Source organism: uncultured Massilia sp. (assembly GCF_913773735.1).
In the GTDB taxonomy this organism is placed as follows: domain Bacteria; phylum Pseudomonadota; class Gammaproteobacteria; order Burkholderiales; family Burkholderiaceae_D; genus Telluria.
Genome location: NZ_CAJYEB010000025.1, coordinates 37,813 through 63,602, shown reverse-complemented (window position 1 = coordinate 63,602; position 25,790 = coordinate 37,813). Strand labels below are relative to the sequence as shown.

The following is a 25,790-nucleotide window of genomic DNA, read 5'->3' as shown; positions in this document are numbered from 1 at the left end:
TGTGCCACGAGTATAGAGAGTCGATGATCGTTTGACAAACGCGGGCCGGGCGCGCCGGCGCCGGTGCGGCCATCGCCGTTGCGGCGACGGCGCGGCGCCGGGGCAGGCGCGGACGATGGCATCGCGCCCCGTTCAGCCCGGCTCCTGCCCGAACCGCGGCGGCACCGCCGTCTCGCGCATCACCGCCGCCGGCGTCCGGTACAGCTCCGCCATGCGCATCTCATGCTCGTTCGCCAGTTGCGCCTGCATGTAGGCGCCCAGGTGGCGCGCATGCGCGACGATGCGGCTGCCGTAGGCGACGCGCTCGTCGGAGTAGGCGGCCAGCGCTGCCGCGGACGGCAGCCTGTCCAGCCAGCCGGCCAGCGCCAGCGCGTCGCCGGCCGCCTTGGTCACGCCCATGCCGCAGTGCGGGCGCGCGACGAAGGCGGCATCGCCCAGCAGCGCCACGCGGCCGAAGGCGAGCCGGGGCGACTCGAGGTCGTAGATCGGCTGGAAGAACGGCTGGCTCGTGCGCGCCACCACTTCGGCGAACTGGGGCGACAGCGACGTGCCGGCGACGGTGCGGATCTCGGCCAGCACGGCGTCCGAGATCAACGGCGGCGGAATGCCTTTCGCATGCACCCGCCCCGCGTTGTCGGTCGACATGCGCAGCACCTCGGCCTCGTCGGCCGGGCGGTACCAGACGAAGTTGTAGCGCCGGCTGCCGGCCTCCATCGCATTGCCGGCGCCGGCGACCGGATAGCCCAGCATCTGCTCGCGCGGCGGCAGGCAGAAGCCGAAGTGGCCGAACAGGCGGCCGTGCGTCGCGGGACTGAGCGCGCTTTCGTCGACCAGGCCACGCCAGGCGACGTAGCCGGCGTACTGCGGCTGCACCTCGGGCGCCAGCAGCTGGCGCACCGTGGAGCGGATGCCGTCGGCGGCGACCAGCAGGTCCGCCGCGGCCTGGCTGCCGTCCGCGAAGTCCACCACCACGCCTTCGCCGTCCTGCACCAGGCCGACCATCTGCTTGCCATTGTGGTAGTGCTCCGACGGCAGGGCGGCGCGCAGCAGCGCATACAGGCGCCCCCACGCGGTCAGCACCTGCGGGTGCGGATGCTCGCCGACCACCTCGCCCTCGCGCGACAGCGTCAGGCGCGACGCGACCTCGACGCCGATGCGGGCATCGTCGATGCCGATCAGCGCCAGGATGTCGAACAGTTCGGGGTGGGTGACGACGCCGGCGCCCCGTTCGGCCAGTTCCTCGCTCACGCGCTCGTACACGTCCACCCGCCAGCCGGCGCGGTGCAGCAGGTTCGCGGCGAACAGGCCGCCCAGCGAACCGCCGATGATGGCTACACGTCCCTTGTCCATGGTGTCTTCCTCCTTGTGTGCATGCTTGTCTGCGTTGTTGTCAGTGTGCTTGCCTGCGCTCATGCCCATGCCGCCGCCGGCACGGCTATGCCAGCCCGAGGTCGCGGGCCTCGTCGTGCGGGTAGTTCATTTCCACCGTCACGCCGCTCGGGTCGGCGATGAACAGCTGGTACAGGCCCAGCGACGGCACCGTGCGTTCGGTGAACGGGTGGCCGGCGTCGGCCAGGCGCGCGCGCATCGCGCCCAGCCCGGTGGCCAGGAACGCGACGTGGTCGATCGCGCCGGTGCCGGCGAGTCCCGCCTCGTCCTTGTCGCCCAGGTAATCCTTCAGGCCCTGCGGATCGTCGCGGTCGATGCCGATGATGTGGACCACGCCGAAGTCGGCCTCGTCGCCGCCGGCATACAGCCAGATGCCGGGAAACTTGAACGGCGGACGGAAACCCTCGCGCAATCCGAGAACCCCGGTGTAGAAGCGGCGCGACGCTTCCAGGTCGACCGTGCGGACCGAATAATGGCCCAGCTTCCTGATTCCCATGTGCTCCTCCATTGTTGTTCGATACGGCAGAATATAGGTGATCGATCGATCAATAGCAAGCGCAATTCGGCAAAGATTCGCTTGACTTTCCCATTCACGCAATCGATTATTTATCAAACGCTCACTTAAGAAACGCAAGCGCGGCCCGTCCGACGCTTTCCCACAACGGAGACAACATGAAGCCACCCCATGCCCTTGCCGGCGCCGCCTGCATCGCACTCGCATTCGCCCTGCCGCCCGCGGCCCATGCCCAGCCGCAGTCCGGCCCCATCCGGATCGGCCTGCCCGTTCCCCTCACCGGCCCCTACGGCGCCGAGGCGCAGGACCAGGTGCGCAACGCCGAACTGGCGGTCAAGGAGTTCAACGACGCCGGCGGCCTGGGCGGGCGCAAGGCCGAGCTGCTGGTGCGCGACGACAAGCTGAACCCGGCCGAGGCGGCCGCGCGCGCGCTCGAGCTGATCGAGAAGGACCACGTCGATTTCATCGTCGGCAGCCTGTCGGCCGCGACCCAGCTCGCGGTCAACAACGTGATCAAGCAGCGCAAGGTCCCGTACATCTCGATCAGCCAGTCCGACGCCATCAACGAGGCCACCGACTTCTCGCGCTACACCTTCCACGAATCGCTGAACCCGCACATGACGACGCAGGCGGTCGGGCGCTATGCGTTCAAGAAAGGCATGCGCATCGCCTTCCTGACCGCCGACTACGCCTACGGCCACGAGATGACGCGCGGCTTCACCCGCGTGGCCAGGGAAGTCGGCGCCACCGTGGTGGGCGAGATCAGGCACCCGCTGGGCGCCACCGACTATTCGGCGTTCCTGCCGCGCCTGATGGCGATGCGTCCGGATGTCATCGTGTTCAACAATTTCGGCCGCGACAACCAGATCTCGATCCGGCAGGCCGGCGACTTCGGCCTGAAGTCCGCGATGAAGTTCGTCACGCCCGTGCTGACCTACACGTCGCGCGTGGCGGCCGGACCGCGCGTCTACGAAGGCGTGATCGGCGGCAGTTCGTATTACTGGTCGATCGAGGCGAACACGCCGTCGGCCCGGGCGCTGAACGCGCGCTACCGCCAGGCCTTCAACGGCGCCGTGCCGTCCGACTACGGCTCGATGGCCTATTCCGCCGTGAAGTCGCTGCTGATGGCGGTGAAGGCGGCCGGCACGAGCGACACCGAGAAGGTCGTGGACGCGCTGGCCGGCCTGCGCTACGACACCTACAAGGGCATGCAGTCCTACCGCGCCTGCGACCACCAGTCGGTGCAGTCGGTGCTGGTGATCGCCTCGAAGGACGCGCCCAAGGGTTCGTCCGACGTGTTCTCGGTGCTGCAGGTCGCGCCGGCCGCCAGCCTGACCTTGCGCAGCTGCGCGGAACTGGGCCACCAATGATGGCCCGCGTCCCCCACCCCACCCGCATCGCCATCGACAGGAGGTAGCATGGACGGCATCACTCTGCAGCTGGTCGGACTCCAGCTGTTCACCGGACTCGCGCTGGGCGCGGTCTACGTGCTGCTGGCGGTCGGCCTGTCGCTGATCTTCGGCATGCTGACCGTCGTGAACTTCGCGCACGGCGCCTTCTTCATGGTCGGCGCCTACGCCGGCTACCTGCTGTACGGCTGGGTGCCGAACTTCTGGCTGTGCCTCGTGCTGGTACCGCTCGTCACGGGCGCGCTCGGCATGCTGGCCGAGCGCACGCTGGTGCGGCCCCTGTACGGACGGGGCATCGACTATCCGCTGCTGCTGACCTTCGGCCTCGCCTACGTGATGGTGGAACTGGTGCGCATCGGCTTCGGCAAGCAGGGCCTGCCGGTCGACACGCCGGAACTGCTGCAGGGCGCGGCGGACATCCTGGTCGGGCAGTTCCCGCTGTACCGCCTGTTCGTGATCGGCGTCACCGCGCTGGTGCTGCTGGCGCTGTGGGTCTTCATCGAGAAGACCTCGTTCGGCCTGGTCGTGCGGGCCGGCGCGCGCGATCCGCAGATCGTGCGCATCCTCGGCATCGACGTGGCCCGGGTCTGGCTGATCGTGTTCGGCGTGGGCACCGGCGTGGCCGGCCTGGCCGGATTCCTGGCCGCGCCGCTGCAGGGGATCAGCCCGGAAATGGGCGGCTCGGTGCTGACCGTCGCCTTCGTGGTCACGGTGGTGGGCGGCATGGGATCGCTGGCCGGCGCCATCGTCGCCGGCATCCTGGTCGGCGTCGTCGAGAGCATGGCCGTGCTGTTCGTGCCGGAAGCGGCCAAGGTGTCGATGTTCCTCATCATGGCCCTGGTCCTGCTGTTGCGCCCGCAAGGCCTGTTCGGCCGCGCCGGCTTGATGAATTGAGAGGTCGAGCATGAATGCACATACCGATATCCTGCGCGCGGCGCCCGCGCCGCGCGCGCTGTTCCGCCACGTCCGCACGCACCGCGTGCTGGCCAGCGTGCTGGTGCTGGCGATCCTGCCCTGGCTGGTCCCGAACCAGTCGGTGGCCACCAATATCCTGGTCTACGGCCTGTTCGGCGCCGGCTTCAACCTGATGTTCGGCTACATGGGGATGCTGTCGTTCGGCCACGCCGCCTTCTTCGGCGTCGGGGCCTACGGCGCCGGGATCCTGATCGCCCAGGCCGGCCAGCCGTGGTGGATCGCGCTGCCCGCCGCCGTCGTCATCGCCGCCGTGCTGGCGCTGGCCATGGGCCTGCTGGCGATCCGCACGCGCGGCATCTACTTCGCCATGGTCACGCTGGCGCTGTCGCAATGCGTGTACTTCCTGGTCTACCAGCTGCCCGAGTCCGGCGGCGAGAACGGGCTGCGCGGGGTCAACGTGGCCACGCTGCGCCTGCCCGGCGTGACGCTCGACCTGCTCGACCCGACCGTCAAGTACTTCGCCTTCCTCGCCGTGGTGGCGCTGGCGCTGCTGGCGCTGTCGCGCGTGCTGGCCTCGCCGTTCGGCGGCGCGGTGGAAGCGATCCGCGAGAACGAGGCGCGCACCCGCGCCTGCGGCTTCCACGTCGAGCACACCAAGCTGATCGCCTTCGTGCTGTCCGGCGCCGTGTGCGGCCTGGCCGGCGCATTGAACGCGATCCACCTGTCCAGCGTCGCCATCGAGAGCCTGCACTACGAGACCTCGGGCCTGGTCGTCATGCTGTGCCTGCTGGGCGGCATGGGCACCTTCTTCGGCCCCTTCGTCGGCGCCGCCCTGTTCCTGCTGATCCAGGACGTGTTCTCGCTCTGGACCGAGCACTGGCAGCTGTACGTCGGTGCGATCTTCATGTTCTTCGTCCTGTTCTTCCCGAAAGGGGTATGGGGCACCTTCCTGGAGAAGACCGATGGCCGCTGACATCATCCTGCGCACCGAGCACCTGACGCGCCGCTTCGGCAAGTTCACCGCGCTGAACGACGTCTCGGTCGACTTCGAGCGCGGCAGGCTCACCTCGATCATCGGCCCCAACGGCGCCGGCAAGAGCACCTTCTTCAACGTGCTGTCGGGCAGCTTCGCACCGTCGTCCGGCCGCGTGCTGTTCGACGGCGTCGAGACGTCGCGCCTGCGCCAGCACGCGTTCTCGCACATCGGCGTGGCCAAGTCGTTCCAGATCACCAACGTGTTCCCCTCGTTCAGCGTGCTGGAGAACGTGCGCGTCGCGCTGCAGGCGCGCGTGGCGCGGCTGAACTTCTGGCGCCGGCGCGACACGCTGGACCTGGAGCCGCGCGCCCGCGACCTGCTGCAGCTGGTCGGCCTGGGCCAGCACGCGGCCCGCCCCGCGCGCGAACTGGCGCACGGCCAGCAGCGCGCGCTGGAAATCGCGATCGCGCTGGCGACCGACCCGAAGCTGCTGCTGATGGACGAGCCCACCGCCGGCATGAGTCCGGAAGAGACGCGCACGATGATGGACCTGATCGTGCGCCTGGCCGCCCAGCGCACCGTCGTGCTGGTCGAACACAAGATGAAGATGGTGATGGGCATCAGCGACCGCATCGTGGTGCTGCACCACGGCGAACTGCTGGCCGCCGGCACGCCGGCCGACATCCGCGCCAACGACGAGGTGCGCCGCGTCTACCTCGGACGCCACTGACTGGAGAAGCACATGCTGAAGATCGACAAGCTGAACGCCTGGTACGGCACCAGCCACATCCTGCAGGACGTCAGCCTGGACGTCGACCGGGGCGAGGTCGTGTCCCTGCTGGGCCGCAACGGGGCCGGCAAGACCACCCTGATCAAGAGCGTCATGGGCCTGGTGGCCAACACCGGCGGCAGCGTCGCGTTCAAGGGCCGCCAGCTGCTCGGCCTGCCCGCCCACAAGCGCTACGGCCTGGGCCTGGCCTATGTGCCGGAGGAGCGGCGCATCGTGCCGGGCATGACGGTGCTGGAGAACCTGCGGCTCGGGATCCTGGCCTCGGACAAGGCGAAGCACGAGGCGGAAATCGTCGAGCGCATCGCCGCCACCTTCCCGCGCCTGAAGGAGCGCCTGCACCAGGAAGCGGTGACGATGTCGGGCGGCGAGCAGCAGATGCTGGCGATCGCGCGCGCGACCGCGTCCGACCCGGACATGATCCTGCTGGACGAGCCGTCCGAGGGCATCATGCCGGTGCTCGTGGACGAGATGTTCGCGTTGTTCGCGCAGCTCAAGCGCGAGGGCAAGACCATCCTGCTGGTCGAGCAGAGCGTGGAGACGGCGCTGGCGATCTCGGACCGGGCCTACATCCTGGACCAGGGCGCGATCGTGTATGCGGAGCGTGCCGACGTCATGCTGGCCGATCCGGCGATCCAGGAGCGCTATTGCGCGGTGTGACCGGCGCGGCCTTCAGCGCCGTGCCGGGGACGGACCGGCAGGCAGCGACGCCGGCTCGACCGGGCCATCCTTGCCTGGAGCGCAACGGTGTTGTCGATCCGCGCCGGCTTATCGCGCGCCGGGGCCGCCGTTACAGTCGGTCCGTCCTTCGCCCCGGAGCCACGCCATGACCAGCCTTCTCGATCCCGTCCGCCTCGGCGACCTGACCCTGCCCAATCGCATCGCGCTGTCACCGCCGCCGCATGCGCGCTGCGGCGCGGACGGCGTGCCCGGCGCCGCCAGCGCCGCCGACCATGCACAGTGCGCGACGGCGGGCCTGGTGATCGCCGACGCGGCCAGCGTGTCGCGCAATGCGGTCGCCGACGAACTGGCGCCCGGCCTGTACGGCCAGGCGCAGGTGCAGGGCTGGCGCCGCGTCGCCGCGGCGGTGCACGCCGCGGGCGGCACCGTGTTCGCGCCGCTGTGCCACAGCGGCCGCGTGAGCTCGTACGCGCTGCTGGAAGGACGCGCGCCGCTGGCGCCGTCCGCCGTCGACGACGACCTGCACCTGCTGCGGGTGTACGCGCGCCTGGCCAACGGCTGCCACGGCCGCATCGCGGCCTCGCCGGCGCGCGCGATGACGATCGCAGAGATCCACTGCGCCGTCGAGGAATTCCGCGCCGCCGCCCGCAACGCGCTGCGCGCGGGCCTGGACGGCGTCGAGATCCACGCCGGCGACGGCTACCTGCCGCAGCAGTTCCTGTCGCCGCACACCAACCGCCGCGCCGACCTGTTCGGCGGCCAGCTGGTGGACCGCGTGCGCTTCCTCGACCTGGTGCTGCGCGCCGTGCTCGAGGAAGTGCCGGCCGGCCGCGTCGGCGTGCGCATCTCGCCTTTCTCCACCCGCAACAACGCGCCCGACCCGGATGCGGTGGCGACCTACACCTACCTGGCGCGCGTGCTCGGCGTCGCCGGCGTCGCCTACCTCCACGCGACCGATTGCGATGAGCGGGGCGGCATGCCCGAGATGCAGCGCCTGCTCGCGATCGTGCGTCCGCACTTCTGCGGCGTCGTCATCGCCGGCTGTGGAACCGACCGGGCGGCCGGGGCGGCGCTGCTGGCATCCGGGCAGGCCGACATGGTCGCGCTCGGGCGCCACCGCCTTGACGGCGCCGCGCCGGACGAAGGCGACCGACTGTCGCATCCGCGCGAACCGGCACATTTAGCGCTTGCTAGTGATCGTTCGATCATTTAATCTCTGCAACTTCGCGAGTGCATACCCGAACCATCGTATCGATCGCGACCACAACGAACAGCAATCGATCAACAGGGATTCCCATGCACTTCACTTTTCGTCAAAAACTATGGCTGCCGCTGGTGGCCAGCCTCGCCTGCCTGTGCGCCATCTCGGGCTACGACGTGCTGCAGGCGCGCGAGCTGCGCGTGGCCGAGCGCAAGGCGGACCTCGTCAACGTCGGCAAGATGGCGCGTTCCGTCGTCGCCGATTTCGCCGCCCAGGCGCAAGCCGGACGCATGAGCGAGGACGAGGCCAAGTCGCGCGCCAGGGCCGTGCTGAAGGCGATGCGCTACGGCGAGGACGGCTACGTGTCGCTGACGGGCATGGACGGCCGCCAGATCCAGAACCCGGGCAAGCCGGACAACGACGGCAAGGACATGAGCGCGTTCCGCTCGCCGGACGGCATCTTCGTCTACCGCGAGATCGCCCGCCTGGCCGCGTCCGACGCCGGCCAGGGATTCATTTCCTATCTGTGGCTGCGGCCGGGCCGGCAGGAGACGTCGTCCAAGCTGGCGCGCATCGACAGCTACAAGCCATGGGGCTGGGCACTGGTCACCGGCGTGTACGTCGACGACATCGAGGCGGCGTTCCGCGAGGCGCTGGGCCAGGGGCTGCTGGTGATCGCCGCGGCCTGCGCCTTGCTGTCGGCCATCGTCGTCGGCGTCAACCGCAGCCTGCAGCGCACCATCGGCGGCAGCCCGGAGTATGCGGCGGACGTCGCGCTGCGCATCGCGGCCCACGACCTGAGCATGACGGTGCGCACCGGCGCGGCCGACCGTTCCAGCCTGCTGTTCGCGATGAAGACGATGCAGGAAAACCTGGCCGGCATGATCGGCGCCATCCGTTCCAGCGCCGACACCATCGCCACCGCCTCGTCGCAGATCGCCGCCGGCAACGCCGACCTGTCGAACCGCACCGAATCGCAGGCCAGCTCGCTGGAAGAGACGGCGGCGTCGATGGAGCAGCTGACCCAGGCGGTGGCACAGAACGCCGAAAGTTCGCGCGATGCGAACGCGCTGGCCGTGTCGGCGTCCGACGTGGCGCGGCGCGGCGGCGGCGCCGTCGCGCAGGTGGTGCAGACGATGGACGCGATACACGCCAGCGCCGGCCGCATCGAGGCGATCATCGGCGTCATCGAAGGCATCGCCTTCCAGACCAATATCCTGGCGCTCAACGCCGCCGTCGAGGCGGCGCGCGCCGGCGAACAGGGCCGCGGCTTCGCGGTGGTGGCGGCGGAGGTGCGCAACCTGGCGCAGCGCAGCGCCGCGGCCGCCAAGGAAATCAAGGTGCTGATCGACGACAGCGTGCGCAGCATCGGCACCGGCGGCCAGATGGTCGCGCGCGCCGGCGCCACGATGGACGAGGTGGTGGGCAGCGTCGAGCGGGTCGGCGCCATCATCGCCGCCATCACCGCGGCCTCTGCCGAGCAGCGCACGGGCATCGGCCACGTGAACATCGCCATCACCGAGATGGATGCGGTCACCCAGCAGAACGCGGCGCTGGTCGAGGAAGCGGCCGCCGCCGCCGGCAGCCTGCACGAGCAGGCCGGCGCGCTTGCGCGCCTGGTCGGCAGCTTCCGCCTCGCGCACGACGCCGGCGCCGCCGTGCCCGCGACCGCGCCGTCCACGGCAGCAGCAGCAGCAGCGGCAGCGGCGGCGGCCGGCACACAGCGCGCGCCCGCGCTGCGCCTGGTGGCGTGACGGCGTCCTTTCCACCGACTCTTTCACCATGAACGGAACACGATGAGACTACGCATCACCGCCGCCGCCGTGGCGGCGCTCGCCGTCGCGGCGGCCGGCCTGGCCCTGTGGACGCGGGCCGAGCCGATCGCCCCGGTCGATCCACCCGCGGCGGCGGCCGCTCCCGCCGTGCTCGCCGCCGGCGCCCGCGTCGTGGCGCTGGGCGACTGCATGGTCTGCCACACCGCCAGGGGCGGTGCCGCCTACGCCGGCGGCCTGGGACTGGACACGCCGTTCGGCACCATCTACAGCACCAACATCACGCCGGACCCGGAGACGGGCATCGGGCGCTGGTCGGCGCAGGCGTTCCGGCGCGCGCTGCGCGAAGGCGTGTCGCGCGACGGGCACCTGCTGTATCCCGCCTTCCCCTACATCCACACCACGCGCATGTCGGATGCCGACATCGAGGCCAGCTACCACTACCTGATGTCGCGCGAGCCGGTGCGCGCGACGCCGCCGGACAACGCGCTGGTGTTACCGCTCAACTTCCGGCCGCTGCTGGCGTTCTGGAACATGCTGTACCTGCGCCCCGGCGACGCCGGCATTCCGGCGCGCCAGGCGACCCCGCTCGAGCGCGGGCGCTACCTGGTCGACACGCTCGGCCACTGCGCCTCCTGCCACAGCGGCATGAACCTGCTCGGCGGCGAGCGCCATCCGCCGTTCCAGGGCGGGAACATCGACGGCTGGGACGCGCCCGCCCTCACCCGCCTGACCGGCGGGGCCGCGCCGTGGACGCAGGCCGAACTGGTGGACTACCTGCGCGGCGGCCTGTCCGGCGCGCACGGCGCCGCCAAGGGGCCGATGCGCCCGGTGACCGAGCGCCTCGCCGGCGTGCCGCGCGAAGACGTGGACGCGATGGCGGCCTACCTGATGTCGATCCAGGATGCCGGCCCCGCCGCCGCGCCCGCGGCCGCCCCCACGCCGCCTTCCGCCGACCTGTCCGCCGACCTGCCCGGCAGGCGCCTGTTCGCCGCGGCCTGCGCCGGCTGCCACGCGCCGGCCGCGCCGATGATGCGCGTGGATGGCCGCCCCGGCCTGGCGCGCAGCAGCGCCGTGCTGGGCGAGCGGCCCGACAACTTCGTCCAGACCGTCCTGCACGGCATTCCCTGGGAAACCGGGTCGAAGGTGTACATGCCGCCGTTCGCCGACACGCTGAGCGATGCCCAGGTGGCCGAGCTGGCCGCCTATGTCCGCACCGGCCTCGCCGGCCGGGCCGCCTGGCCCGACACCGCCACCAAGAGCGCCACGCTGCGCAAGGAGACCCCGCAATGACGACCCGCGTCACCATCAACGGCAGGCCGCACGCGCTGCAGGCCGATCCCGCCACCCCGCTGCTGTACGTGCTGCGCAACGAGCTGCGCCTGAACGGGGCCAAGTTCGGCTGCGGCATGGGCCAGTGCGGCGCCTGCACCGTCATCGTCGACGGCAAGCCGGTGTTTTCCTGCCTGACGCCGCTGGCGGCCCTCGAGGGCCGCGCCGTGCGCACCGTCGAGGGCATGGGCAGCGCCGAGCGGCCGGGCAGGCTGCAGGCCGCCTTCATCAAGCACCAGGCGGCGCAGTGCGGCTACTGCATCGCGGGGATGCTGACGCGCGCGCAAGCCCTGCTGGACGCCCATCCGCACCCGAACGAGCAGCAGATCCGCCGCCACATGGAACCCAACCTGTGCCGCTGCGGCACGCACCACCGCATCCTGGCGGCGATCAAGGACGTCGCCGGAGGTGCCGCATGAACGCGCCCGACCACGCCCGCCGCGCCATCCTGAAGGGCGGCGCGCTGATCGTCGGCATCTCGCTGCTGCCCTCCGCCCTGGCCGAGTTCAACGCGATGGGCCTGCCGAAGCTGGCCAACCCGAAGCTGCCGGGCAGCCTGAAGAACACGCCGCTGCTGGACGCCTGGATCCAGGTCGCGCCGGACGGCAAGGTCACCGTCTGCAGCGGCAAGGTCGAACTGGGCACCGGCGTGCGTACCGCGCTGATGCAGGTGGCGCTGGAACCGCTGGAGCTGGCCCCGGCCGACATCCGCTTCGTCGGCGGCGACACGCTGCTGACGCCGAACGAAGGCTATACCGCCGGCAGCCACACGATGGCCGACAGCGGCACCGCGCTGCTGCACGCGGCCAGCCAGGTGGCGGCGCTGCTGCGCGCCGGCGCCGCCGCCCAGTGGCGGGTGGCGCCCGATACCGTGCGCCTGCAGGCCGGGCGCGTGCTCGGCGCGGGCGGCGCCAGCATGCACTACGGCGACGCGCTGAGGGGCCTGGACGGCGCCGGCCTGCACCGCGAAGCCGCGCCGACCTCGCCGTTGCGCGACCCGGCGCGCTACCGCCTGATCGGCAAGAGCGTGCCGCGCGTGGACATCCCGGCCAAGGTGAGCGGCGGCGCGGCCTACGTGCAGGACATGCGCCCGCCCGGCATGCTGCACGCGCGCGTGGTGCGCCCGCCGCGTCCCGGCGCGCGCCTGGCATCGGCCGACCTGGCCGGGGTGCGGCGCATGGCCGGCGTGCGCCAGGTGGTGCGCGACGGCGACTACCTGGCCGTGCTGGCCGACGACGAATGGCGCGCGATCGGCGCCATGAACGCGCTGGCGGCCAGCGCGCGCTGGGCCGGCGGCGCCGCGCTGCCGCGCCCGGACGCGATCCACGCCACGCTGCAGGCGCTGCCGGCGCAGGACATCGTGATCCTGGACAAGGGCGAGCGGCGCGCGCCGGCCGGACCGACTGTCGCCGCGCGCTACACCAAGCAGTACGTGCTGCACGGCTCGATCGGGCCGTCGTGCGCGCTCGGCCTGTTGAAGGATGGCGTGCTGACCGTCTGGACCCACACCCAGGGCGTGTATCCGCTGCGCGCGGCGCTCGCGGAAATGGTGCGCATGCCGCTCGAGAAGGTGCGCTGCATCCATACCGAGGGGTCGGGCTGCTACGGCCACAACGGCGCCGACGACGTGGCCGCCGACGCCGCGCTGCTGGCCTGCGCGGCGCCCGGCAGCCCGGTGCGCGTGCAGTGGATGCGCGACCAGGAGAACCTGTGGGAGCCGTACGCGCCGGCGATGGTGACGACGGTGCGCGCCAGCCTCGACGCCGGCGGCCGGATCGACCAGTGGGACTACGCCTTGTGGAGCGGCTCGCACAACGAGCGCCCCGGCAATGCCGGCAAGCTGCTGCCGGCGCGCCTGCTGGCCACGCCCTTCGTGCCCTCGCCCTCGCTGCCGATGCCGCAGCCGGAGGGTGGCGGCGACCGCAACGCGCTGCCGCTGTACGACATCCCGAACGCCCGCGTCGTCAACCACTTCCTGCCGGTGACACCGCTGCGCACCTCGGCCATGCGCTCGCTCGGCGCGCACCTGAACGTGACCGCGATCGAGAGCACCATCGACCAGCTGGCGGCGCTGGCCGGCGCCGATCCGGTGCGCTTCCGCCTCGACCACCTGGCCGCCCAGCCGCGCGCCCGCGCGGTGGTGGAACGCGCCGCCGCGCTGTTCGGCTGGAAGGCCGGCGCCAGGGCCGCGCGCCGGCACGGCCTCGGGTTCGGCTTCGGCCAGTACAAGAACCGCATGGCCTACGTCGCCATCGCGGTCGAGCTGGCGTTCGACGCCGACCGCGAGGAGGTGCGCATCCTGCGCGTGGCCTGCGCGGCCGACTGCGGCCAGGTCGTGAATCCCGACGGCGCCCGCAACCAGCTCGAAGGCGCCATCATCCAGTCCGCCAGCTGGACGCTGCAGGAGCAGCTGCGCTACGGTCCGCAGGGCATCGCCAGCTTCGACTGGAGCGCCTATCCGATCATGCGCTTTTCCGGCGTGCCGGAGCGGATCGACGTGGACTTGATCGACCGGCCGGGCGAACCCCTGCTGGGCGTCGCCGAAGCCGCGCAGGGCCCCATGGCGGCGGCGCTGGCGAACGCGCTGGCGCAGGCCGCCGGCACGCGCCGCAACGACCTGCCATTGCTGCGCCGGCCGGCGTGATCGTCCGTGGCCCCTGCCGCCGCGGGGCGCACGCGTCGGGACGGGCAGGCGCGGGAGAGGATGCGCAAGCCGAGGTCGCGCGGCGTGCACGCGGGCGTCAGGGTGTCCGGGATCGTCGACGTGAAGGGGAGCGCAGGACTCGACGCCGTCCGGGCGGTGTCGCAGGCGGGCCTGCGTTCCACCACTCCATGAGTCGGCGCACCACCGCGCATGCGTATCCCATCAGTCCAGCCGCATGGACATGCAGGCGCAGCCCCGAGCGCCTCCGGCGGCCCCCGCGGCGAGTTCTACGCTCCAGGGAATAAACCTTATGCCTCCCGGCTTGCTACTCTGAAAAGTCCGAAAACCTCATAGTTCGTCCTGTCGCAACACACCTCAACGACAGCAAGCACAAAGGACGAATCATGAAAACCTTCACCATCCCGACCGCCGCCACCGTCTCCCCCGCCAACCAGGCCATCTTCGAAAAACTGCAGAAAGGCCTGGGCATGGTGCCCAATCTGTACGCCACGCTGGCGTACTCCGAGCACGCATTGGGCAACTACCTGGCCCTGCAGAACGGCAAGAGCTCACTGAACCAGAAAGAGCGCGAAGTCATCAACCTGGTGGTCAGCCAGGTCAACGAATGCGCGTACTGCCTCGCGGCGCACACCGCGCTGGGCGGCATGGTCGGCTTCACCCCGGACCAGATCATGGCGATCCGCAAGGGCGGCGCGCCCTTCGACGCCAAGCTCGACGCCCTGGCCCGCCTGGTCAAGAGCGCCACCGAACGCCGTGGCCACGCCGAGCCGGCGCTCGTCGATGCGTTTTTCGCTGCCGGCTATACCGAAGGCCAGCTGGTCGACGCCGTGATGGTCATCGGCGACAAGATTATCACCAATTACCTGCATGCACTGACCCAGGTCCCGGTCGACTTCCCTGCCGCGCCGGCCCTGTAAAGCATCGCCTGCGAGCCGTCGGCGCATGGCGGACGGCTCGAGCATGCCCCCCCCGACCAGATACCGAGAGAGAACATCCATGCATACCTTGCGTACGCTCGCCGCCGCCCTCGCCGCCGCCGCCGGCATGACCAGCCTGGCCCACGCCGCCGATCCGGCCTACTTCACCCAGACCGACGACATGCGCATGACGCGCGACGCCCAGGGCGTCCTGCTGGTCGAGATGAACACGGGCGGCGGACCGTTCACGTTCACCGCCAAGGCCCACGAAGCCTTCGTCGACGCCTTCTATCGCATCAGCCGCGACCGCGATAACAAGATCGTCATCCTGACCGGCAAGGGCGGCCAATGGATGGGCGACATCGACTTCGCCTCCTTTGGGGACGTGAGCGACCCCGATGTCTGGTCCAAGGTGCATGACGAAGGCACGCAAATCGTCGAAAACATCGCCAACATCCGCGTCCCGATGATCTGCGCGGTCGAGGGCAAGGGCTGGGTCCACACCGAGTACTGCGCCCTGGCCAACGTGATCGTGGCCGGCGCCGGCGCCACCTTCGACGACGCCCCGCACTTCGCCGGCGGCATCGTTCCGGGCGACGGCATCTTCACGACCTGGTCCTACCGCATGGGTCCGACGCGTGCCGAAGCCCTGCTGCTCGACCCGAAGCCGTTCACCGCGGCCCAGGCCAGGGACTACGGGCTGGTGTCCGACGTGGTTCCGGATGGCCAGGCCGTCACCAAGGCGCGCGAGCTGGCCGCGCGCTACCTCGCCAAGCCGGAAGTCACGCGGCGCGACACCCGCACCTTGTTCATCCAGCCGATCAAGCTCGCGCTGATCCAGCAGACCGGCTACGGCCTGAGCCTCGAAGGCGGGAGCGCCGCCGCACTGGCCAAGTCGATGAAGGCCGCCAAACAATAATGAACGGGCCGGCATGCGCCGGCCTCACCTCATCCAAAGGACATGCCATGTACCAGCTCCACGCTTTCGCCACGCCCAACAGCATCAAACCCGTCATCGCCCTGGAAGAGCTGGGTCTCGACTACGAACTGCACGCCGTGAACGTCCGCAAGGGCGAACAACGATCCTCGCAGTTCGTCGCACGCAACCCGAACGCCAAAGTACCCGTGCTGACGGTGCTGGAAAGTGGGCTATCGATGTCGCTGACCGAATCGGCCGCGATCCTGGTCTATCTGGCCGAACGGCACGGGACGTTGTTGCCAGCGGCCGGCGAGGCGCGCGCCCGCGTCTTCGAGCAGCTGTTCTTCCACGCGTCCGCGATCAGTCCGGCGTTCGGTCAGGCCGGCTATTTCCAGAAGCTCGCGCCTGAGGTGTTGCCGCACGCGATCCAACGCTTCCATGGGGAAGCCCTGCGTACGCTGGGACTGCTCGACGGCGTGCTGGCCAGGCGCGAATTCGTCGCCGGCGACGCGTACTCGATTGCCGACATCGCGCACTTCGGCTGGATCTGGCGGCGCGCCTTTGCCGGCGTCGATCTCGACGCAAGCCCGCACGTCGCACGCTGGTTCGACAGGATGTCGCAGCGTCCGGCCGTACAACGCGCCATCACGCGCGTCGAAGCGCTCGTGCCGGCCACCTGACCACGGCATACATCGTTTCACTCACTTCAAGGGGACCATCCTGTCGATTGACACCCAGTCTCGCCGTCCGACCATCCATGCGACCGCCGCAGATGGCGTCGACGTGGTTTATCGCGAAGCCGGCCCTGCCGACGCGCCCGCCCGCCCTGCTGCTGCTGCACGGCTTTCCATCGTCGTCGCACATGTTCCGCGACCTAGAACGGCAACGCCTGCCTGGAGGGCCTCGGCGACGCCTGGGCGCCGATCCAGGCGTACTGGAACGATGCCAGCGTCGAAAACCGCGATGCCCTGCGCGACGCGCTGACGCTGGACGGCACGAAGTGGCAGTACGTGCACGGCGTCGCCGATCCCGCAAGCGTGGCGCCGGAAGCGTATCACCTGGACGCGGCGCTGATGCAACGCCCCGGCAACGCCGACATCCAGCTCGACCTGTTCCTCGACTACGCCAACAACCTCGCGCTGTATCCGGTATTCCAGCAGTTCTTCCAGTCGACGCAGGTGCAGACCCTCGTCATCTGGGGCAAGAACGATCCGTTCTTCATTCCGCCGGGCGCCGCAGCCTTCCGTCGCGACAATCCGAACGCCGAGGTCCGTCTGCTCGATACCGGCCACTTCGCACTCGAGACCCATGTCGACACGATCGCGGCCGAGATCCGGCGCCTGCTCGCGCGGGCCGCGCCCTGGGCCGGCCATTCCCGGCCGGCATACAGGCTATGCCGGCCAGGCGGCTACCGCCGGCCTCCCGCGACCGTCACCATCCGTCTTACCGAAACGCTTCACACACCCCGACAGGAGAACACATCATGACGCTGCAAGCCAGACTCGACGCCTTCAAAGCCGACTTCAAAGGCGGCAAAGCCCCTTATTTCGCCCCGCCCGACATCCATCCGATCATGGAACGCGCGACTGCCGAACTGGTCGCCTCCGGCCAGGCCGGCCGCGCGCTCAAGGCAGGCGACCGTGCCCCCAGCTTCACCTTGAACGACCCGGAAGGCAAGCCGGTGTCGTCGGCCGACCTGCTGGCCAAGGGCCCGCTCATCATCAGTTTCTACCGCGGCGTCTGGTGCCCGTACTGCAACTTCGAGTTGCAGGCGCTGCAGGAGACGCTGCCGCAATTCCAGGCGCTGGGCGCCAACCTGGTCGCGATTTCCCCGCAGACCGCCGCCAACAGCCGCAAGTCGCAGCGCCAGAACAAGCTCGACTTTCCCATCCTGAGCGATACGCACAACGATGTCGCCGCCGCGTTCGGCCTGCGCTTCGCCTTGCCGGACTACCTGGTCGACTTGTACAAGAACCTGAAGAACGACCTGCCGGCCTTCAACGACGACCCGGCCTGGACGCTGCCGATGCCGGCCCGCTACGTCGTCAAGCAGGACGGCGTCATCGCCTACGCCGAGGTCAACCCCGACTACACGCGTCGCCCGGAGCCGGACAGCATGCTGCCCGTCCTGCAGCGCCTGCTGGCGACCGCCTGATCCATCGACGAACCTCGTGCGGCCGGCATGCGCCGGTCCGCTTTTGCAGGAGCACACCATGACCAAACGAACCTTCCTCGTCACCGGCGCCAGCCAGGGCATCGGCCTTGCGATCTCCGGGCGACTCGCGCGCGCCGGACATCGCGTCGTCGGCCTCGCGCGCAATACGGAATGGCCGGACTTTCCCGGCACGCTGGTTGCCGTCGACCTCGCCGACCGCGCCACCACCGCCGCAACCCTCGACCGTCTCACCTCGCAGTACCGCTTCGACGGCGTGGTGAACAACGTCGGGCTGGTGCGGCCCCAGAGGCTCGGCGACATCGCGCTGGACGACCTGGATGCCGTGCTCGCCCTGAACCTGCGCCCTGCCGTGCAGACGGCGCAGGCGATCCTGCCCCACATGCGCGCGCAAGGCTGGGGACGCATCGTCAACATCGCCAGCCTGACGGTACTTGGCACGCCCGAGCGCAGCGCCTACGCCGGCGCCAAGGCCGCACTGATCACGTTCGCACGTACCTGGGCGCTGGAACTGGCCACCGCCGGCATCACCGTCAACGCGGTCGCGCCCGGTCCCACCGAGACCGCGCTGTTCCGCAAGAACAACCCGCATGGCAGCGAAGGCGAACGGCGCTACCTGAATGCGGTGCCGGTGGGACGCTTCGGCCAACCGGACGAGATCGCCGCAGCCGTCGCCTTCCTGCTGAGCGACGACGCCGGCTTCATCACCGGCCAGACGCTGTTCGTCGACGGTGGCGCGTCGGTAGGCAAGGCGATGATCTGATGAAAACCGTCCATGCGACGACGCAGGTCGACGGCCTGGACGTGTTCGACCGCGAGGCCGGTCCGCAGGACGGTCCGGCAGGCCTGCTGCTGCACGGCTTTCCGTCGTCCTCGCGCCTGTACGCGCCCCGCTCCAGCGGCTGTACCGCAGCGACCGGCTGATCGCGCCGGACTTGCGGGGCTTCGGCCACTCGGGCGCCGGCTCCCGGGCTGTTTCACGCCACCTTCGACCACCTGGCCGAAGTCATCATGGGCTTCGTCCGTCAGTTGCACCTGCAGCGCCATGCCGCGATCCCTCGTTCGACGTGGCTGCGGCGCATGCCGATGCGCGCGAGGTCGCGGGTGCCGAGGTCCGCTTGCTGCGCGCCGGGCCTCTCGCGCTGGATGAATGCGCCGACGCGATCGCCCGATGGTCGCGTTCGTTCATGGAGCGCCTGGCGTAACGCCTTACCAGGGCAGGACCTCGTCGCGATAGTTCACGTAGGCCAATCCGCCGCTGCCGCTGCGACGCGCGAGGGTATCGACGACACCGGCGATGCTGGTGTCGATGTCGAGCGGCGCGTCGGCACCGCCCATCTCCGTGCGCACCCATCCCGGCGCCACGACGAAGACGCTGCGGCTGTCGCCCTGGTGGCGGGCCACCCACGAACGCATCAGCGAGTTCAGGGCAGCCTTGCTGGCGCGATAGGCTTCCCAGCCGCCGTCGACGTTGGCCGCCACGCTGCCGAGCTCCGACGACATCAGGGCGATGGTGCCGTTGTTGCCCACCAGGTCGCCCAGCCGTTCCACCACGCGCATCGGCGACAGGGTATTGGTCAGCATGACGCGCATGAACTCGTCGTTCGATACGTCGCCGATGCGCTCGCTCGGATCGTTGCTCACGCCGGCATTGACGAACATGAGGTCGAAACGGCGCCCGGCGCAGCGCGCGCGCAAGGCCGCGATCTGGTCCGGCAGCGTGATGTCGAGCACCTCGATCTCGAGGTCCTGATGGTCGTTGCGCAGGGCGTGCAGCGGCGTGTCCTGGCTGCCGGCGCGGACGGTGGCGACCACGCGCCACCCACGCCGCAGGTATTCGCGCGCCAGCCCCCATCCCAGGCCGCGGGAAGCGCCGATGATGAGTGCAGTGTTCTGTTGGTTCATGCGATTCTCCATGGATCTGACGGCCGCATTGTCGCGCCACGCGATTCATTTGGCGATAACATGGACAGCATTTGATTTATGCCCAGGGATCATGAATGCAGAATCCTGACCAACACCTTCTCGCAGGAATGGGCGTGCTGTCGGCGATCGTCGACAGCGGCAGCTTCGGCGCTGCCGCCGAGGTACTCGGGATGTCGCAATCCGGTGTCAGCCGCGCCGTCGCGCGCCTCGAGACCCGGGTCGGCGTCCGGCTGCTCGACCGCACGACCCGCTCCGTCACGCTGACCGACGACGGACGGCGGCTGCTCGACCAGGTCATGCCGCTGCTGGCGGCGCTGGAAGAGGCCATGTCGACCGCACTCGGAGGCGCCGCGCGCGTGCACGGGCGCTTGCGTGTCAATGCCGATCCGTTCTTTTGCCAGCGCGTGCTGGCGCCTCACCTCGGCGATTTCCTCGCCCGCTACCCGGAGCTGCAAGTGGAAATCGTCAGCCGCGACCAACTCGGCGACATGGTCGCGGATGGATTCGACCTCGCGATCCGCTTCGGCGTGCCGCGCCCGTCCAGCCTGGTCGCGCGCAAGCTGCTCGAAACACGGATCCTGACCGTCGCGGCGCCGGCCTATCTGGCACGCTATGGACGCCCCGCCAAGCCGGAGGAACTCGCGAATACAGCGCATACCTGCATACGATACCGGGATCCGGAGACCGGACGCCCCTTCGAGTGGGAGTTCAAGCGCCGGCGCAGGACGGTCAAGGTCGATGTCGCGGGACGCCTCACCGTCAACGACGTCGCCACGATGCATGGCATCTGCCTGGCGGGCGAGGCGATCGCGCAGGTCATGACGCTGGGCGTCGAACCCTACATGGCCGATGGCCGCCTGGTGGAACTGTTCGCGGACTGGCCCGACGACGTGTTTCCGGTGTACGCGTACTACCCGTCGCGACACCACATGCCGGCCCGTGTGCGGGCCTTCCTCGATTTCGTCATCGCCATGACCGAAAAACTCGCCGCTCTGTAACCGCGGCGCGCGCCGCGGCGAACTATTCACTGGATCTGCAGCAGCCATCGCGACACGGCAGCGCGTGCAGTCCACGGCAGGCTTGTCCATCCCCGGTGCAGGCCAGATGCAACTCAGTGGAGAGTTCAATGAGCAAGCACTTTGCAGTAGCGGCCGCGGTTGCCGTCCTTCTCGCGGCCTGTGGCGGCAGCGACGACCACGCGGCGGCGGCGCCGGTCGCCCGGTTGTTCGCGCAGACGAACGACACGAACAACATGGTCCTGCACTACCTGCGCAATGCCGACGGCTCGCTCGTGCCGCAAGCGCCCGTCGGTACCGGCGGCAAAGGCACCAACGGCGTCAACTACTTCATGGGCAATACCGTTGGGCCGGACGCGCTGACCAGCAACCACAGCGTCGTGGTCTCCGACGATGGCCGCCGGCTGTTCGTGGCCAACGCGGGCGACAACACGGTCAGCGTGTTCTCGATCGCTCGGGCGGGCAGCCTGGCGCTGCAGGCGGTGTCGCCGACCGGCGGCATCCAGCCGACCTCGCTGGCGTTCACCAACGGCGTGTTGTACGTGACGCACCAGCGCGGCGCGAACGAGCTGGGCGCCTACCGGGTCGGCGACGACGGCAAGCTGACGGCACTCGGACAGTATCCGGTCCTGCAACAGGACGCGCTGCCGACCGAGGTATCGATCAGCCCGGATCGCAAGTACGTGGTCGTGAACGGCTTCCTGAGCGCACTCACGCCGGCCACGCCGGGCAACACGCTGCTGGCCTACCCGATCAATGGCGACGGCACGCTGGGCAAGGCCGTGAGCTCGGCCACGGTCGGCGTCGGTCCGTTCGGCGGCGTGTTCGGGCATGGCGACCAGGCCGGCACCTATGTGACCGCCGATGCGGCCGGCACGACCGCCACCTCGTACAGCTTCAGCGCGGGCGGCGCGTTCTCCGCATTGCGTGGACCGGTCAAGGTCGCCGGCCAGATGGCGCCGTGCTGGGTCGCGATCACGCCGGACAACCGATTCGTCTATGTCAGCAACGGCGGCGGCACGGTCTCCCAGTTCGCGCTCGACGCGACCGGCAAGCTCACGCTGGTCAATGCGACTGCCGCCGCAGAGCCGGGCGTCAAGGCCGGGGCATCCAGCTTCGCCGCCGATGCCTGGATCAGCCCGGACGGCAAGTACCTTTACCAGGACTATGCCGGCAACGACAAGATCGTCGTGTACAAGATCGGCACCGACGGTTCGCTCGCCCGCATGAGCGAACAGCCGGCAGGCACCCGGTCGGGCATCGGCCTGCAAGGCGCTGCGGGCATTTGAGCCAACGCCGGGGGCTCAGCGCTCACCGCGGATACGGGCTGCCAAGGCCTTCAATCCGCGGTGCACGCCGACCTTCACGGCCGATTCCGACATGCCGGTGCGGCTGGCGGTTTCGGCCACGGACAAGCCCTGCAGTTTCACCATCTCGATCGGCAGGCGTTGGCGGTCCGGCAGCGCCTCGAGCAAGGCGGCGACGTCGCGACGCGCGTCGCTGGCCTGCTCGGCCGACTCTTCGAACAGCGCCTGCGCATCCTCCAGCGGATCGTTGAGCGCATCGTGGCGCATGCGCGCACGCAGGAAATCCATCAGCTTGTAACGTGCGATCGCATACACCCAGGCGGTCACCGGCTGGCCGCGCCGGTAGGTCAGGCGCGCATTGTGCACCGCCAGCAGGGTCTCCTGCACGATGTCTTCGACCTGGTCCTGCATGTCGAACAGGCGCCGCCGCAGGAAGGCACGCAACCGTTTGGTCAACTCCTCCAGGAATTGGCGATAGGCGCGCGCATCACCATTCAGGCCCGCCAACAGCAAGGCTTGCAGTTGCTCCTCGAGGGGAGATCGTGGTCCGGTATCTTGCATCTGTGCCGTGGGTTCGGTGTGGTTCAAACGTTCTTCCTGTGCTCGATGGTCGGGCTCACCACCGCAGCAGGATCCGACCGAGGAGCGCACCCAGCGCCGCCGGCGCCAGCATGCCGAGCAGGTACCAGACACCCCAGAACGGCAACGTCATTTCCGGGCAATGCAGGCAGTACACGAGCAGGCCCTGCGCGCCGGCCAGCAAGCCGGCGGCGGCGCCTGCCTGGTGCGGCTTGGTCGGCGCAAGGCCGCGCAGCGCCCAGAACACCGCGCAAAACGCCGGCAAGGACAGGACCGTCACGCACAACGTGCAGACCCGCCAGGTATCGCCGAGAATCAAATGAGGGCGCATGGCCGGCGGCGCGGCGATCAGGATGGCGCCGGCGCCGATCCAGAGCGCTGCCAGGATGGCGGCCGACAATAGCCAGCCGGCGCCCGCGCTGCGTCCGGGCCGCGCCAGGTTCATCGTGACCGACAGCGTCGCGCCCAGCGCGGCAGCGGGAAACGCCAGCTTGAGCCAGAAGATGCCGGTCATCGCGACCTGGGCCAGGTCGGGACGCACGCCCAGCAGCGCAACCATCAGGATGCCCGCGCCGGACAGGCCGACGGCCAGCGCCAGCGCAAAGCGCTTTTCCACCGCGCGCGGGTCGACCGCGTCGATACCGGTCGCCAGCATCGCTACCAAATCATCCGTTTTCATGCCATTCCTCATGAGATACCGGCAGCATGCCGGTACATCCCTTCTTAGTTCGTCGCCCGGCGCATGCCGGTTACACGGCCCCGCGAAAATGCGCAAGACATGCTGGAGGGTGTAACCGAACGCCGGCTGGGCCCGTATTAGAGCATGGGCCGCGCGGGTGCGTAGACCATCGGCAGGCAGTGCCATCATGGTGATGCCTGCCGGCTCGCGAGGGAACACGCCATGCAGGAATAGCGACGATTCCTGGGTGGAATGTCCTGGTCGCCGGACATGGTGACGGGCCGCTCGGCCTGCCGGTTCGGAAAAAACTTGTCGTTGCATGTAACCGGCATCCCGATCGGCGCGAATTATCCAGCGTCATCCCCAAACGAGCGATCCTCTATGATTATTGTGCGTTACACCGCAGCGCTTGCCGGCGCCGTACTGCTGGCAGCCGCCTGGCCGGCGCCGCCGGCCCGTGCCGCTGCGATCTGCGAAGTCCGAAGCGGCCCGGGGACCGCCGCCCTGGTCGAGCTGTACACCAGCGAAGGCTGCTCGAGCTGCCCGCCCGCCGATCGGCGGTTGCGCGCCCTGCGCAGCCAGTTGCCGGCAGGCGCCCTCGTCGTTCCGGTCGGCCTGCACGTGACCTACTGGGACGGCCTGGGCTGGCACGATCCTTTTGCGCAGCCCGCGTTCGATGCGCGTCAGCGCGCGCTGCTCGACCAGCGCCGCGCCCGGGTCGCCTACACGCCGCAGTTCTTCGTCAACGGCGACGAACTGCGTGACTGGCAAGGCATGCTGACCGCCACGATCCAGCGCATCAACGCCCGGCCTGCGGCCGCATCGATCGCACTCAAGACCACGTCGGCCACGGGCCCTGAGGGCGGCTTGCGCCTGGACGTGCTGGCGCGTCTCGCCGATCCGCATGCGGCCGGCAAGCTGTACGTCGCCGTCACCGAAAGCGGCCTGTCCAGCCAGGTACGCCGCGGCGAGAACCGCGGCGTGAGCCTGCACCACGACGATACGGCGCGCTTCTGGCTCGGGCCCGTCGCGTTCACCCTGGGGCAGGCCGAGGTGCACCGCAACCTGGCCCTGCCGCCGCAGTGGCGCCGCAAAAGCCTGCAGGCACTCGCCTTCGTCCAGGACGACGACGCCCACGTATTGCAGGCGGTCGATACCGCCACTTGTACGACACCCATCGCCCACGCCGGGAGGCTCCCATGAAGGATTCACACGCGATCATCCATCCGGCCTGGCTGCGTATCGGCCACTGGCTCAACGTGGCCGCCGTGCTGGTGCTGGTCACCAGCGGCTGGCGCATCTACGACGCCACCGGCTTCCTCGGTTTCGCCATCCCCGCCAACCTGACGCTGGGCGGCTGGCTGGGCGGCGCGATCGCCTGGCATTTCGCGGCGATGTGGCTGCTGGTCGTGAACGGCCTCGTCTATCTCGCGCTCAACCTGGCCACCGGCCGCCTGCGCCGCCAGTTCTTCCCCATCCCGCCGCGCCAGGTGCTGAACGACTTCATCGCCGCGTTGCGCGGACGGCTGTCGCACGCCGACCCGCGCCATTACAACAGCGTGCAAAAACTGGCCTATGTGTTCGTCATGGTCGACAGTGTCGTGCTCGTGCTGTCCGGCCTGGTGCTGTGGAAGTCGGTGCAGTTTCCGCTGCTGCGCACGCTGCTCGGCGGCTACGAAGGCGCGCGCCGGGTGCATTTCTTCGCCATGGCCGGCCTGTGCGGCTTCATCGTCGTGCACGTGGCCATGGTCGCCCTGGTGCCGCGTACCCTGGTCGCCATGCTGCGCGGCCGCTGAATTCGATCGAGGACAAGGACATGACAGTTTTTAAACCACGTACCATCGTCGTGCCCGAAGACGGCGCGGCGATGCTCGCCGATGCGATCAAGCGCGTCGAGCAGCCATCGCGCCGCGCCTTCCTGCAGCGCAGCCTGACGCTCGGCGGCCTGGGCCTGTTGACCGGCTGCACGCCCGACAACCAGGAAAGCATCGAGCGCGCGCTCGCGTCGATCTCGCGTTTCAATGACCGCGTCCAGGCCTTCGTGTTCGACCCGACGCGCCTGGCGCCTACCTATCCGGACAGCATGATCACGCGTCCCTTCCCGTTCAATGCCTACTACGGCGAGGACGAGGTGCGCGTCGTCGACGGCGATGCCTGGCGCCTCGAGCTGTCCGGGCTGATCGCCGACCGCAAGCCGTGGACACTGGCCGAGCTGCGCGCCATGCCGCAGCAATCGCAGGTCACGCGCCACATCTGCGTGGAGGGCTGGAGCGCCATCGGCAAGTGGGGCGGCGTGCCCTTCGCGCACTTCCTGCGCCGCGTCGGTGCCGACCTCGGCGCCAGATATGTCGGCTTCAAGTGCGCCGACGATTACTTCACCAGCATCGACATGGCGACCGCGTTGCACCCGCAAACGCTGATGGCCCTGACCTACGACGGCCGGACGCTGCCGCCGCGCTACGGCTATCCGATGAAATTGCGCATGCCGACCAAGCTGGGCTACAAAAACCCGAAGCACATCCAGGCCATCTTCGTGACCAATACCTATCCCGGAGGTTACTGGGAAGACCAGGGTTACAACTGGTTCGGCGGCAGTTGAGCGCCGAACCCTGTCCGCACCACCCCCACCGTTG

At 69.4% G+C, this 25,790-nt stretch carries 27 protein-coding genes; 22 read left to right on the top strand and 5 right to left on the bottom strand.

The genetic code is table 11. The features are described 5' to 3' along the window. Nucleotides 1–132 precede the first annotated feature (132 nt). Both QZ749_RS13045 and QZ749_RS13040 read right to left on the bottom strand, forming a co-directional pair. Nucleotides 133–1,350 (bottom strand): FAD binding domain-containing protein, encoded by a 1,218-nt coding sequence (locus tag QZ749_RS13045; RefSeq protein ID WP_296947490.1) that lies wholly within the window; start codon nucleotides 1,348–1,350, stop codon nucleotides 133–135. Nucleotides 1,351–1,435: 85 nt separating this feature from the next. Next, entirely contained in the window at nucleotides 1,436–1,885 is a 450-nt protein-coding gene (locus QZ749_RS13040; RefSeq protein WP_296947488.1) for a VOC family protein, read from the bottom strand. Between the two features lie 176 nt (nucleotides 1,886–2,061). On the opposite strand from QZ749_RS13040, the gene QZ749_RS13035 reads away from it, so the two are divergent. The 17 genes from QZ749_RS13035 (at nucleotide 2,062) to QZ749_RS12955 (ending at nucleotide 18,574) form a co-directional block, all read left to right on the top strand. Continuing rightward, the gene (locus QZ749_RS13035) at nucleotides 2,062–3,273 is read left to right on the top strand and encodes an ABC transporter substrate-binding protein (RefSeq protein ID WP_296947486.1); all 1,212 of its coding nucleotides are present in this window, start codon (nucleotides 2,062–2,064) and stop codon (nucleotides 3,271–3,273) included. Nucleotides 3,274–3,330: 57 nt separating this feature from the next. Further along, nucleotides 3,331–4,206, top strand: coding sequence for a branched-chain amino acid ABC transporter permease (locus QZ749_RS13030; protein ID WP_373896822.1), 876 nt, complete (start codon nucleotides 3,331–3,333; stop codon nucleotides 4,204–4,206). 10 nt (nucleotides 4,207–4,216) lie between these two features. Beyond that, the gene (locus QZ749_RS13025) at nucleotides 4,217–5,200 is read left to right on the top strand and encodes a branched-chain amino acid ABC transporter permease (RefSeq protein WP_296947483.1); all 984 of its coding nucleotides are present in this window, start codon (nucleotides 4,217–4,219) and stop codon (nucleotides 5,198–5,200) included. Further along, nucleotides 5,190–5,933, top strand: coding sequence for an ABC transporter ATP-binding protein (locus QZ749_RS13020; RefSeq protein ID WP_296947481.1), 744 nt, complete (start codon nucleotides 5,190–5,192; stop codon nucleotides 5,931–5,933). The genes QZ749_RS13025 and QZ749_RS13020 overlap by 11 nt, the downstream gene beginning before the upstream one ends. A 12-nt stretch (nucleotides 5,934–5,945) precedes the next feature. Further along, entirely contained in the window at nucleotides 5,946–6,650 is a 705-nt protein-coding gene (locus QZ749_RS13015; RefSeq protein WP_296947478.1) for an ABC transporter ATP-binding protein, read from the top strand. Nucleotides 6,651–6,816: 166 nt separating this feature from the next. Continuing rightward, nucleotides 6,817–7,884, top strand: coding sequence for an alkene reductase (locus tag QZ749_RS13010; protein ID WP_296947476.1), 1,068 nt, complete (start codon nucleotides 6,817–6,819; stop codon nucleotides 7,882–7,884). 83 nt (nucleotides 7,885–7,967) lie between these two features. Continuing rightward, nucleotides 7,968–9,626 (top strand): methyl-accepting chemotaxis protein, encoded by a 1,659-nt coding sequence (locus tag QZ749_RS13005; RefSeq protein ID WP_296947472.1) that lies wholly within the window; start codon nucleotides 7,968–7,970, stop codon nucleotides 9,624–9,626. A 42-nt stretch (nucleotides 9,627–9,668) separates the two neighbouring features. Further along, nucleotides 9,669–10,937, top strand: coding sequence for a cytochrome c (locus QZ749_RS13000; RefSeq protein WP_296947469.1), 1,269 nt, complete (start codon nucleotides 9,669–9,671; stop codon nucleotides 10,935–10,937). Beyond that, nucleotides 10,934–11,395, top strand: coding sequence for a (2Fe-2S)-binding protein (locus QZ749_RS12995; RefSeq protein WP_296947465.1), 462 nt, complete (start codon nucleotides 10,934–10,936; stop codon nucleotides 11,393–11,395). The genes QZ749_RS13000 and QZ749_RS12995 overlap by 4 nt, the downstream gene beginning before the upstream one ends. Then, nucleotides 11,392–13,620 (top strand): molybdopterin cofactor-binding domain-containing protein, encoded by a 2,229-nt coding sequence (locus tag QZ749_RS12990; RefSeq protein WP_296947461.1) that lies wholly within the window; start codon nucleotides 11,392–11,394, stop codon nucleotides 13,618–13,620. The genes QZ749_RS12995 and QZ749_RS12990 overlap by 4 nt, the downstream gene beginning before the upstream one ends. Nucleotides 13,621–14,024: 404 nt before the next feature. Next, nucleotides 14,025–14,558, top strand: a complete 534-nt coding sequence (locus QZ749_RS12985) for a carboxymuconolactone decarboxylase family protein (RefSeq protein WP_296947459.1) — start codon at nucleotides 14,025–14,027, stop codon at nucleotides 14,556–14,558. A 79-nt stretch (nucleotides 14,559–14,637) separates the two neighbouring features. Then, nucleotides 14,638–15,477, top strand: coding sequence for an enoyl-CoA hydratase/isomerase family protein (locus QZ749_RS12980; protein ID WP_296947457.1), 840 nt, complete (start codon nucleotides 14,638–14,640; stop codon nucleotides 15,475–15,477). Nucleotides 15,478–15,524: 47 nt separating this feature from the next. After that, the gene (locus tag QZ749_RS12975; protein WP_296947455.1) at nucleotides 15,525–16,157 is read left to right on the top strand and encodes a glutathione S-transferase family protein; all 633 of its coding nucleotides are present in this window, start codon (nucleotides 15,525–15,527) and stop codon (nucleotides 16,155–16,157) included. Nucleotides 16,158–16,487: 330 nt separating this feature from the next. Continuing rightward, nucleotides 16,488–16,964 carry an alpha/beta fold hydrolase gene (locus QZ749_RS12970; protein ID WP_296947451.1) on the top strand — a complete coding sequence of 159 codons (477 nt, stop codon included), beginning with the start codon at nucleotides 16,488–16,490 and terminating at the stop codon, nucleotides 16,962–16,964. Continuing rightward, nucleotides 16,961–17,632: a peroxiredoxin-like family protein gene (locus QZ749_RS12965; RefSeq protein ID WP_296947448.1), complete on the top strand. Its 672-nt coding sequence runs from the start codon at nucleotides 16,961–16,963 to the stop codon at nucleotides 17,630–17,632. The genes QZ749_RS12970 and QZ749_RS12965 overlap by 4 nt, the downstream gene beginning before the upstream one ends. A 58-nt stretch (nucleotides 17,633–17,690) precedes the next feature. After that, on the top strand, nucleotides 17,691–18,413 hold the full coding sequence (locus QZ749_RS12960; RefSeq protein ID WP_296947446.1) for an SDR family oxidoreductase: 723 nt from the start codon (nucleotides 17,691–17,693) through the stop codon (nucleotides 18,411–18,413). Continuing rightward, nucleotides 18,413–18,574 (top strand): hypothetical protein, encoded by a 162-nt coding sequence (locus QZ749_RS12955; protein ID WP_296947444.1) that lies wholly within the window; start codon nucleotides 18,413–18,415, stop codon nucleotides 18,572–18,574. Before QZ749_RS12960 ends, QZ749_RS12955 begins: the two co-directional genes overlap by 1 nt. Nucleotides 18,575–18,859: 285 nt before the next feature. Here QZ749_RS12955 and QZ749_RS12950 read toward each other — a convergent pair whose 3' ends face one another. After that, the gene (locus tag QZ749_RS12950; protein ID WP_296947442.1) at nucleotides 18,860–19,567 is read right to left on the bottom strand and encodes an SDR family NAD(P)-dependent oxidoreductase; all 708 of its coding nucleotides are present in this window, start codon (nucleotides 19,565–19,567) and stop codon (nucleotides 18,860–18,862) included. A gap of 83 nt (nucleotides 19,568–19,650) precedes the next feature. On the opposite strand from QZ749_RS12950, the gene QZ749_RS12945 reads away from it, so the two are divergent. Continuing rightward, nucleotides 19,651–20,574 carry a LysR family transcriptional regulator gene (locus QZ749_RS12945; RefSeq protein WP_296947440.1) on the top strand — a complete coding sequence of 308 codons (924 nt, stop codon included), beginning with the start codon at nucleotides 19,651–19,653 and terminating at the stop codon, nucleotides 20,572–20,574. A gap of 128 nt (nucleotides 20,575–20,702) precedes the next feature. Next, on the top strand, nucleotides 20,703–21,881 hold the full coding sequence (locus QZ749_RS12940) for a beta-propeller fold lactonase family protein (RefSeq protein ID WP_296947437.1): 1,179 nt from the start codon (nucleotides 20,703–20,705) through the stop codon (nucleotides 21,879–21,881). A gap of 15 nt (nucleotides 21,882–21,896) precedes the next feature. Here the strand turns inward: QZ749_RS12940 and QZ749_RS12935 are convergent, their stop codons facing one another. After that, complete coding sequence (locus tag QZ749_RS12935) at nucleotides 21,897–22,460, bottom strand: sigma-70 family RNA polymerase sigma factor (RefSeq protein ID WP_296947955.1); 564 nt, start codon at nucleotides 22,458–22,460, stop codon at nucleotides 21,897–21,899. 55 nt (nucleotides 22,461–22,515) lie between these two features. Continuing rightward, nucleotides 22,516–23,346 carry a DUF1109 domain-containing protein gene (locus tag QZ749_RS12930; RefSeq protein ID WP_307726663.1) on the bottom strand — a complete coding sequence of 277 codons (831 nt, stop codon included), beginning with the start codon at nucleotides 23,344–23,346 and terminating at the stop codon, nucleotides 22,516–22,518. A gap of 192 nt (nucleotides 23,347–23,538) precedes the next feature. On the opposite strand from QZ749_RS12930, the gene QZ749_RS12925 reads away from it, so the two are divergent. Genes QZ749_RS12925 through QZ749_RS12915 form a run of 3 tightly spaced genes read left to right on the top strand, consistent with a single transcriptional unit; the run spans nucleotide 23,539 to nucleotide 25,756 of the window. After that, the gene (locus tag QZ749_RS12925) at nucleotides 23,539–24,360 is read left to right on the top strand and encodes a DUF1223 domain-containing protein (protein WP_296947435.1); all 822 of its coding nucleotides are present in this window, start codon (nucleotides 23,539–23,541) and stop codon (nucleotides 24,358–24,360) included. Continuing rightward, nucleotides 24,357–24,953: a cytochrome b/b6 domain-containing protein gene (locus tag QZ749_RS12920; protein ID WP_296947432.1), complete on the top strand. Its 597-nt coding sequence runs from the start codon at nucleotides 24,357–24,359 to the stop codon at nucleotides 24,951–24,953. The genes QZ749_RS12925 and QZ749_RS12920 overlap by 4 nt, the downstream gene beginning before the upstream one ends. A gap of 20 nt (nucleotides 24,954–24,973) precedes the next feature. Beyond that, nucleotides 24,974–25,756: a molybdopterin-dependent oxidoreductase gene (locus QZ749_RS12915; RefSeq protein ID WP_296947430.1), complete on the top strand. Its 783-nt coding sequence runs from the start codon at nucleotides 24,974–24,976 to the stop codon at nucleotides 25,754–25,756. Nucleotides 25,757–25,790 lie beyond the last annotated feature (34 nt).

Excerpts from the sequence above, each read along its gene's own strand:
- QZ749_RS13045 (WP_296947490.1), bottom strand. The coding sequence starts at position 1,350 with ATGGACAAGGGACGTGTAGCCATCATCGGCGGTTCGCTGGGCGGCCTG.
- QZ749_RS13040 (WP_296947488.1), bottom strand. The coding sequence starts at position 1,885 with ATGGGAATCAGGAAGCTGGGCCATTATTCGGTCCGCACGGTCGACCTG.
- QZ749_RS13035 (WP_296947486.1), top strand. The coding sequence starts at position 2,062 with ATGAAGCCACCCCATGCCCTTGCCGGCGCCGCCTGCATCGCACTCGCA.
- QZ749_RS13025 (WP_296947483.1), top strand. The coding sequence starts at position 4,217 with ATGAATGCACATACCGATATCCTGCGCGCGGCGCCCGCGCCGCGCGCG.
- QZ749_RS13020 (WP_296947481.1), top strand. The coding sequence starts at position 5,190 with ATGGCCGCTGACATCATCCTGCGCACCGAGCACCTGACGCGCCGCTTC.
- QZ749_RS13015 (WP_296947478.1), top strand. The coding sequence starts at position 5,946 with ATGCTGAAGATCGACAAGCTGAACGCCTGGTACGGCACCAGCCACATC.
- QZ749_RS13010 (WP_296947476.1), top strand. The coding sequence starts at position 6,817 with ATGACCAGCCTTCTCGATCCCGTCCGCCTCGGCGACCTGACCCTGCCC.
- QZ749_RS13005 (WP_296947472.1), top strand. The coding sequence starts at position 7,968 with ATGCACTTCACTTTTCGTCAAAAACTATGGCTGCCGCTGGTGGCCAGC.
- QZ749_RS13000 (WP_296947469.1), top strand. The coding sequence starts at position 9,669 with ATGAGACTACGCATCACCGCCGCCGCCGTGGCGGCGCTCGCCGTCGCG.
- QZ749_RS12995 (WP_296947465.1), top strand. The coding sequence starts at position 10,934 with ATGACGACCCGCGTCACCATCAACGGCAGGCCGCACGCGCTGCAGGCC.
- QZ749_RS12990 (WP_296947461.1), top strand. The coding sequence starts at position 11,392 with ATGAACGCGCCCGACCACGCCCGCCGCGCCATCCTGAAGGGCGGCGCG.
- QZ749_RS12985 (WP_296947459.1), top strand. The coding sequence starts at position 14,025 with ATGAAAACCTTCACCATCCCGACCGCCGCCACCGTCTCCCCCGCCAAC.
- QZ749_RS12980 (WP_296947457.1), top strand. The coding sequence starts at position 14,638 with ATGCATACCTTGCGTACGCTCGCCGCCGCCCTCGCCGCCGCCGCCGGC.
- QZ749_RS12975 (WP_296947455.1), top strand. The coding sequence starts at position 15,525 with ATGTACCAGCTCCACGCTTTCGCCACGCCCAACAGCATCAAACCCGTC.
- QZ749_RS12965 (WP_296947448.1), top strand. The coding sequence starts at position 16,961 with ATGACGCTGCAAGCCAGACTCGACGCCTTCAAAGCCGACTTCAAAGGC.
- QZ749_RS12960 (WP_296947446.1), top strand. The coding sequence starts at position 17,691 with ATGACCAAACGAACCTTCCTCGTCACCGGCGCCAGCCAGGGCATCGGC.
- QZ749_RS12955 (WP_296947444.1), top strand. The coding sequence starts at position 18,413 with ATGAAAACCGTCCATGCGACGACGCAGGTCGACGGCCTGGACGTGTTC.
- QZ749_RS12950 (WP_296947442.1), bottom strand. The coding sequence starts at position 19,567 with ATGGAGAATCGCATGAACCAACAGAACACTGCACTCATCATCGGCGCT.
- QZ749_RS12945 (WP_296947440.1), top strand. The coding sequence starts at position 19,651 with ATGCAGAATCCTGACCAACACCTTCTCGCAGGAATGGGCGTGCTGTCG.
- QZ749_RS12940 (WP_296947437.1), top strand. The coding sequence starts at position 20,703 with ATGAGCAAGCACTTTGCAGTAGCGGCCGCGGTTGCCGTCCTTCTCGCG.
- QZ749_RS12935 (WP_296947955.1), bottom strand. The coding sequence starts at position 22,460 with ATGCAAGATACCGGACCACGATCTCCCCTCGAGGAGCAACTGCAAGCC.
- QZ749_RS12930 (WP_307726663.1), bottom strand. The coding sequence starts at position 23,346 with ATGATGGCACTGCCTGCCGATGGTCTACGCACCCGCGCGGCCCATGCT.
- QZ749_RS12925 (WP_296947435.1), top strand. The coding sequence starts at position 23,539 with ATGATTATTGTGCGTTACACCGCAGCGCTTGCCGGCGCCGTACTGCTG.
- QZ749_RS12920 (WP_296947432.1), top strand. The coding sequence starts at position 24,357 with ATGAAGGATTCACACGCGATCATCCATCCGGCCTGGCTGCGTATCGGC.
- QZ749_RS12915 (WP_296947430.1), top strand. The coding sequence starts at position 24,974 with ATGACAGTTTTTAAACCACGTACCATCGTCGTGCCCGAAGACGGCGCG.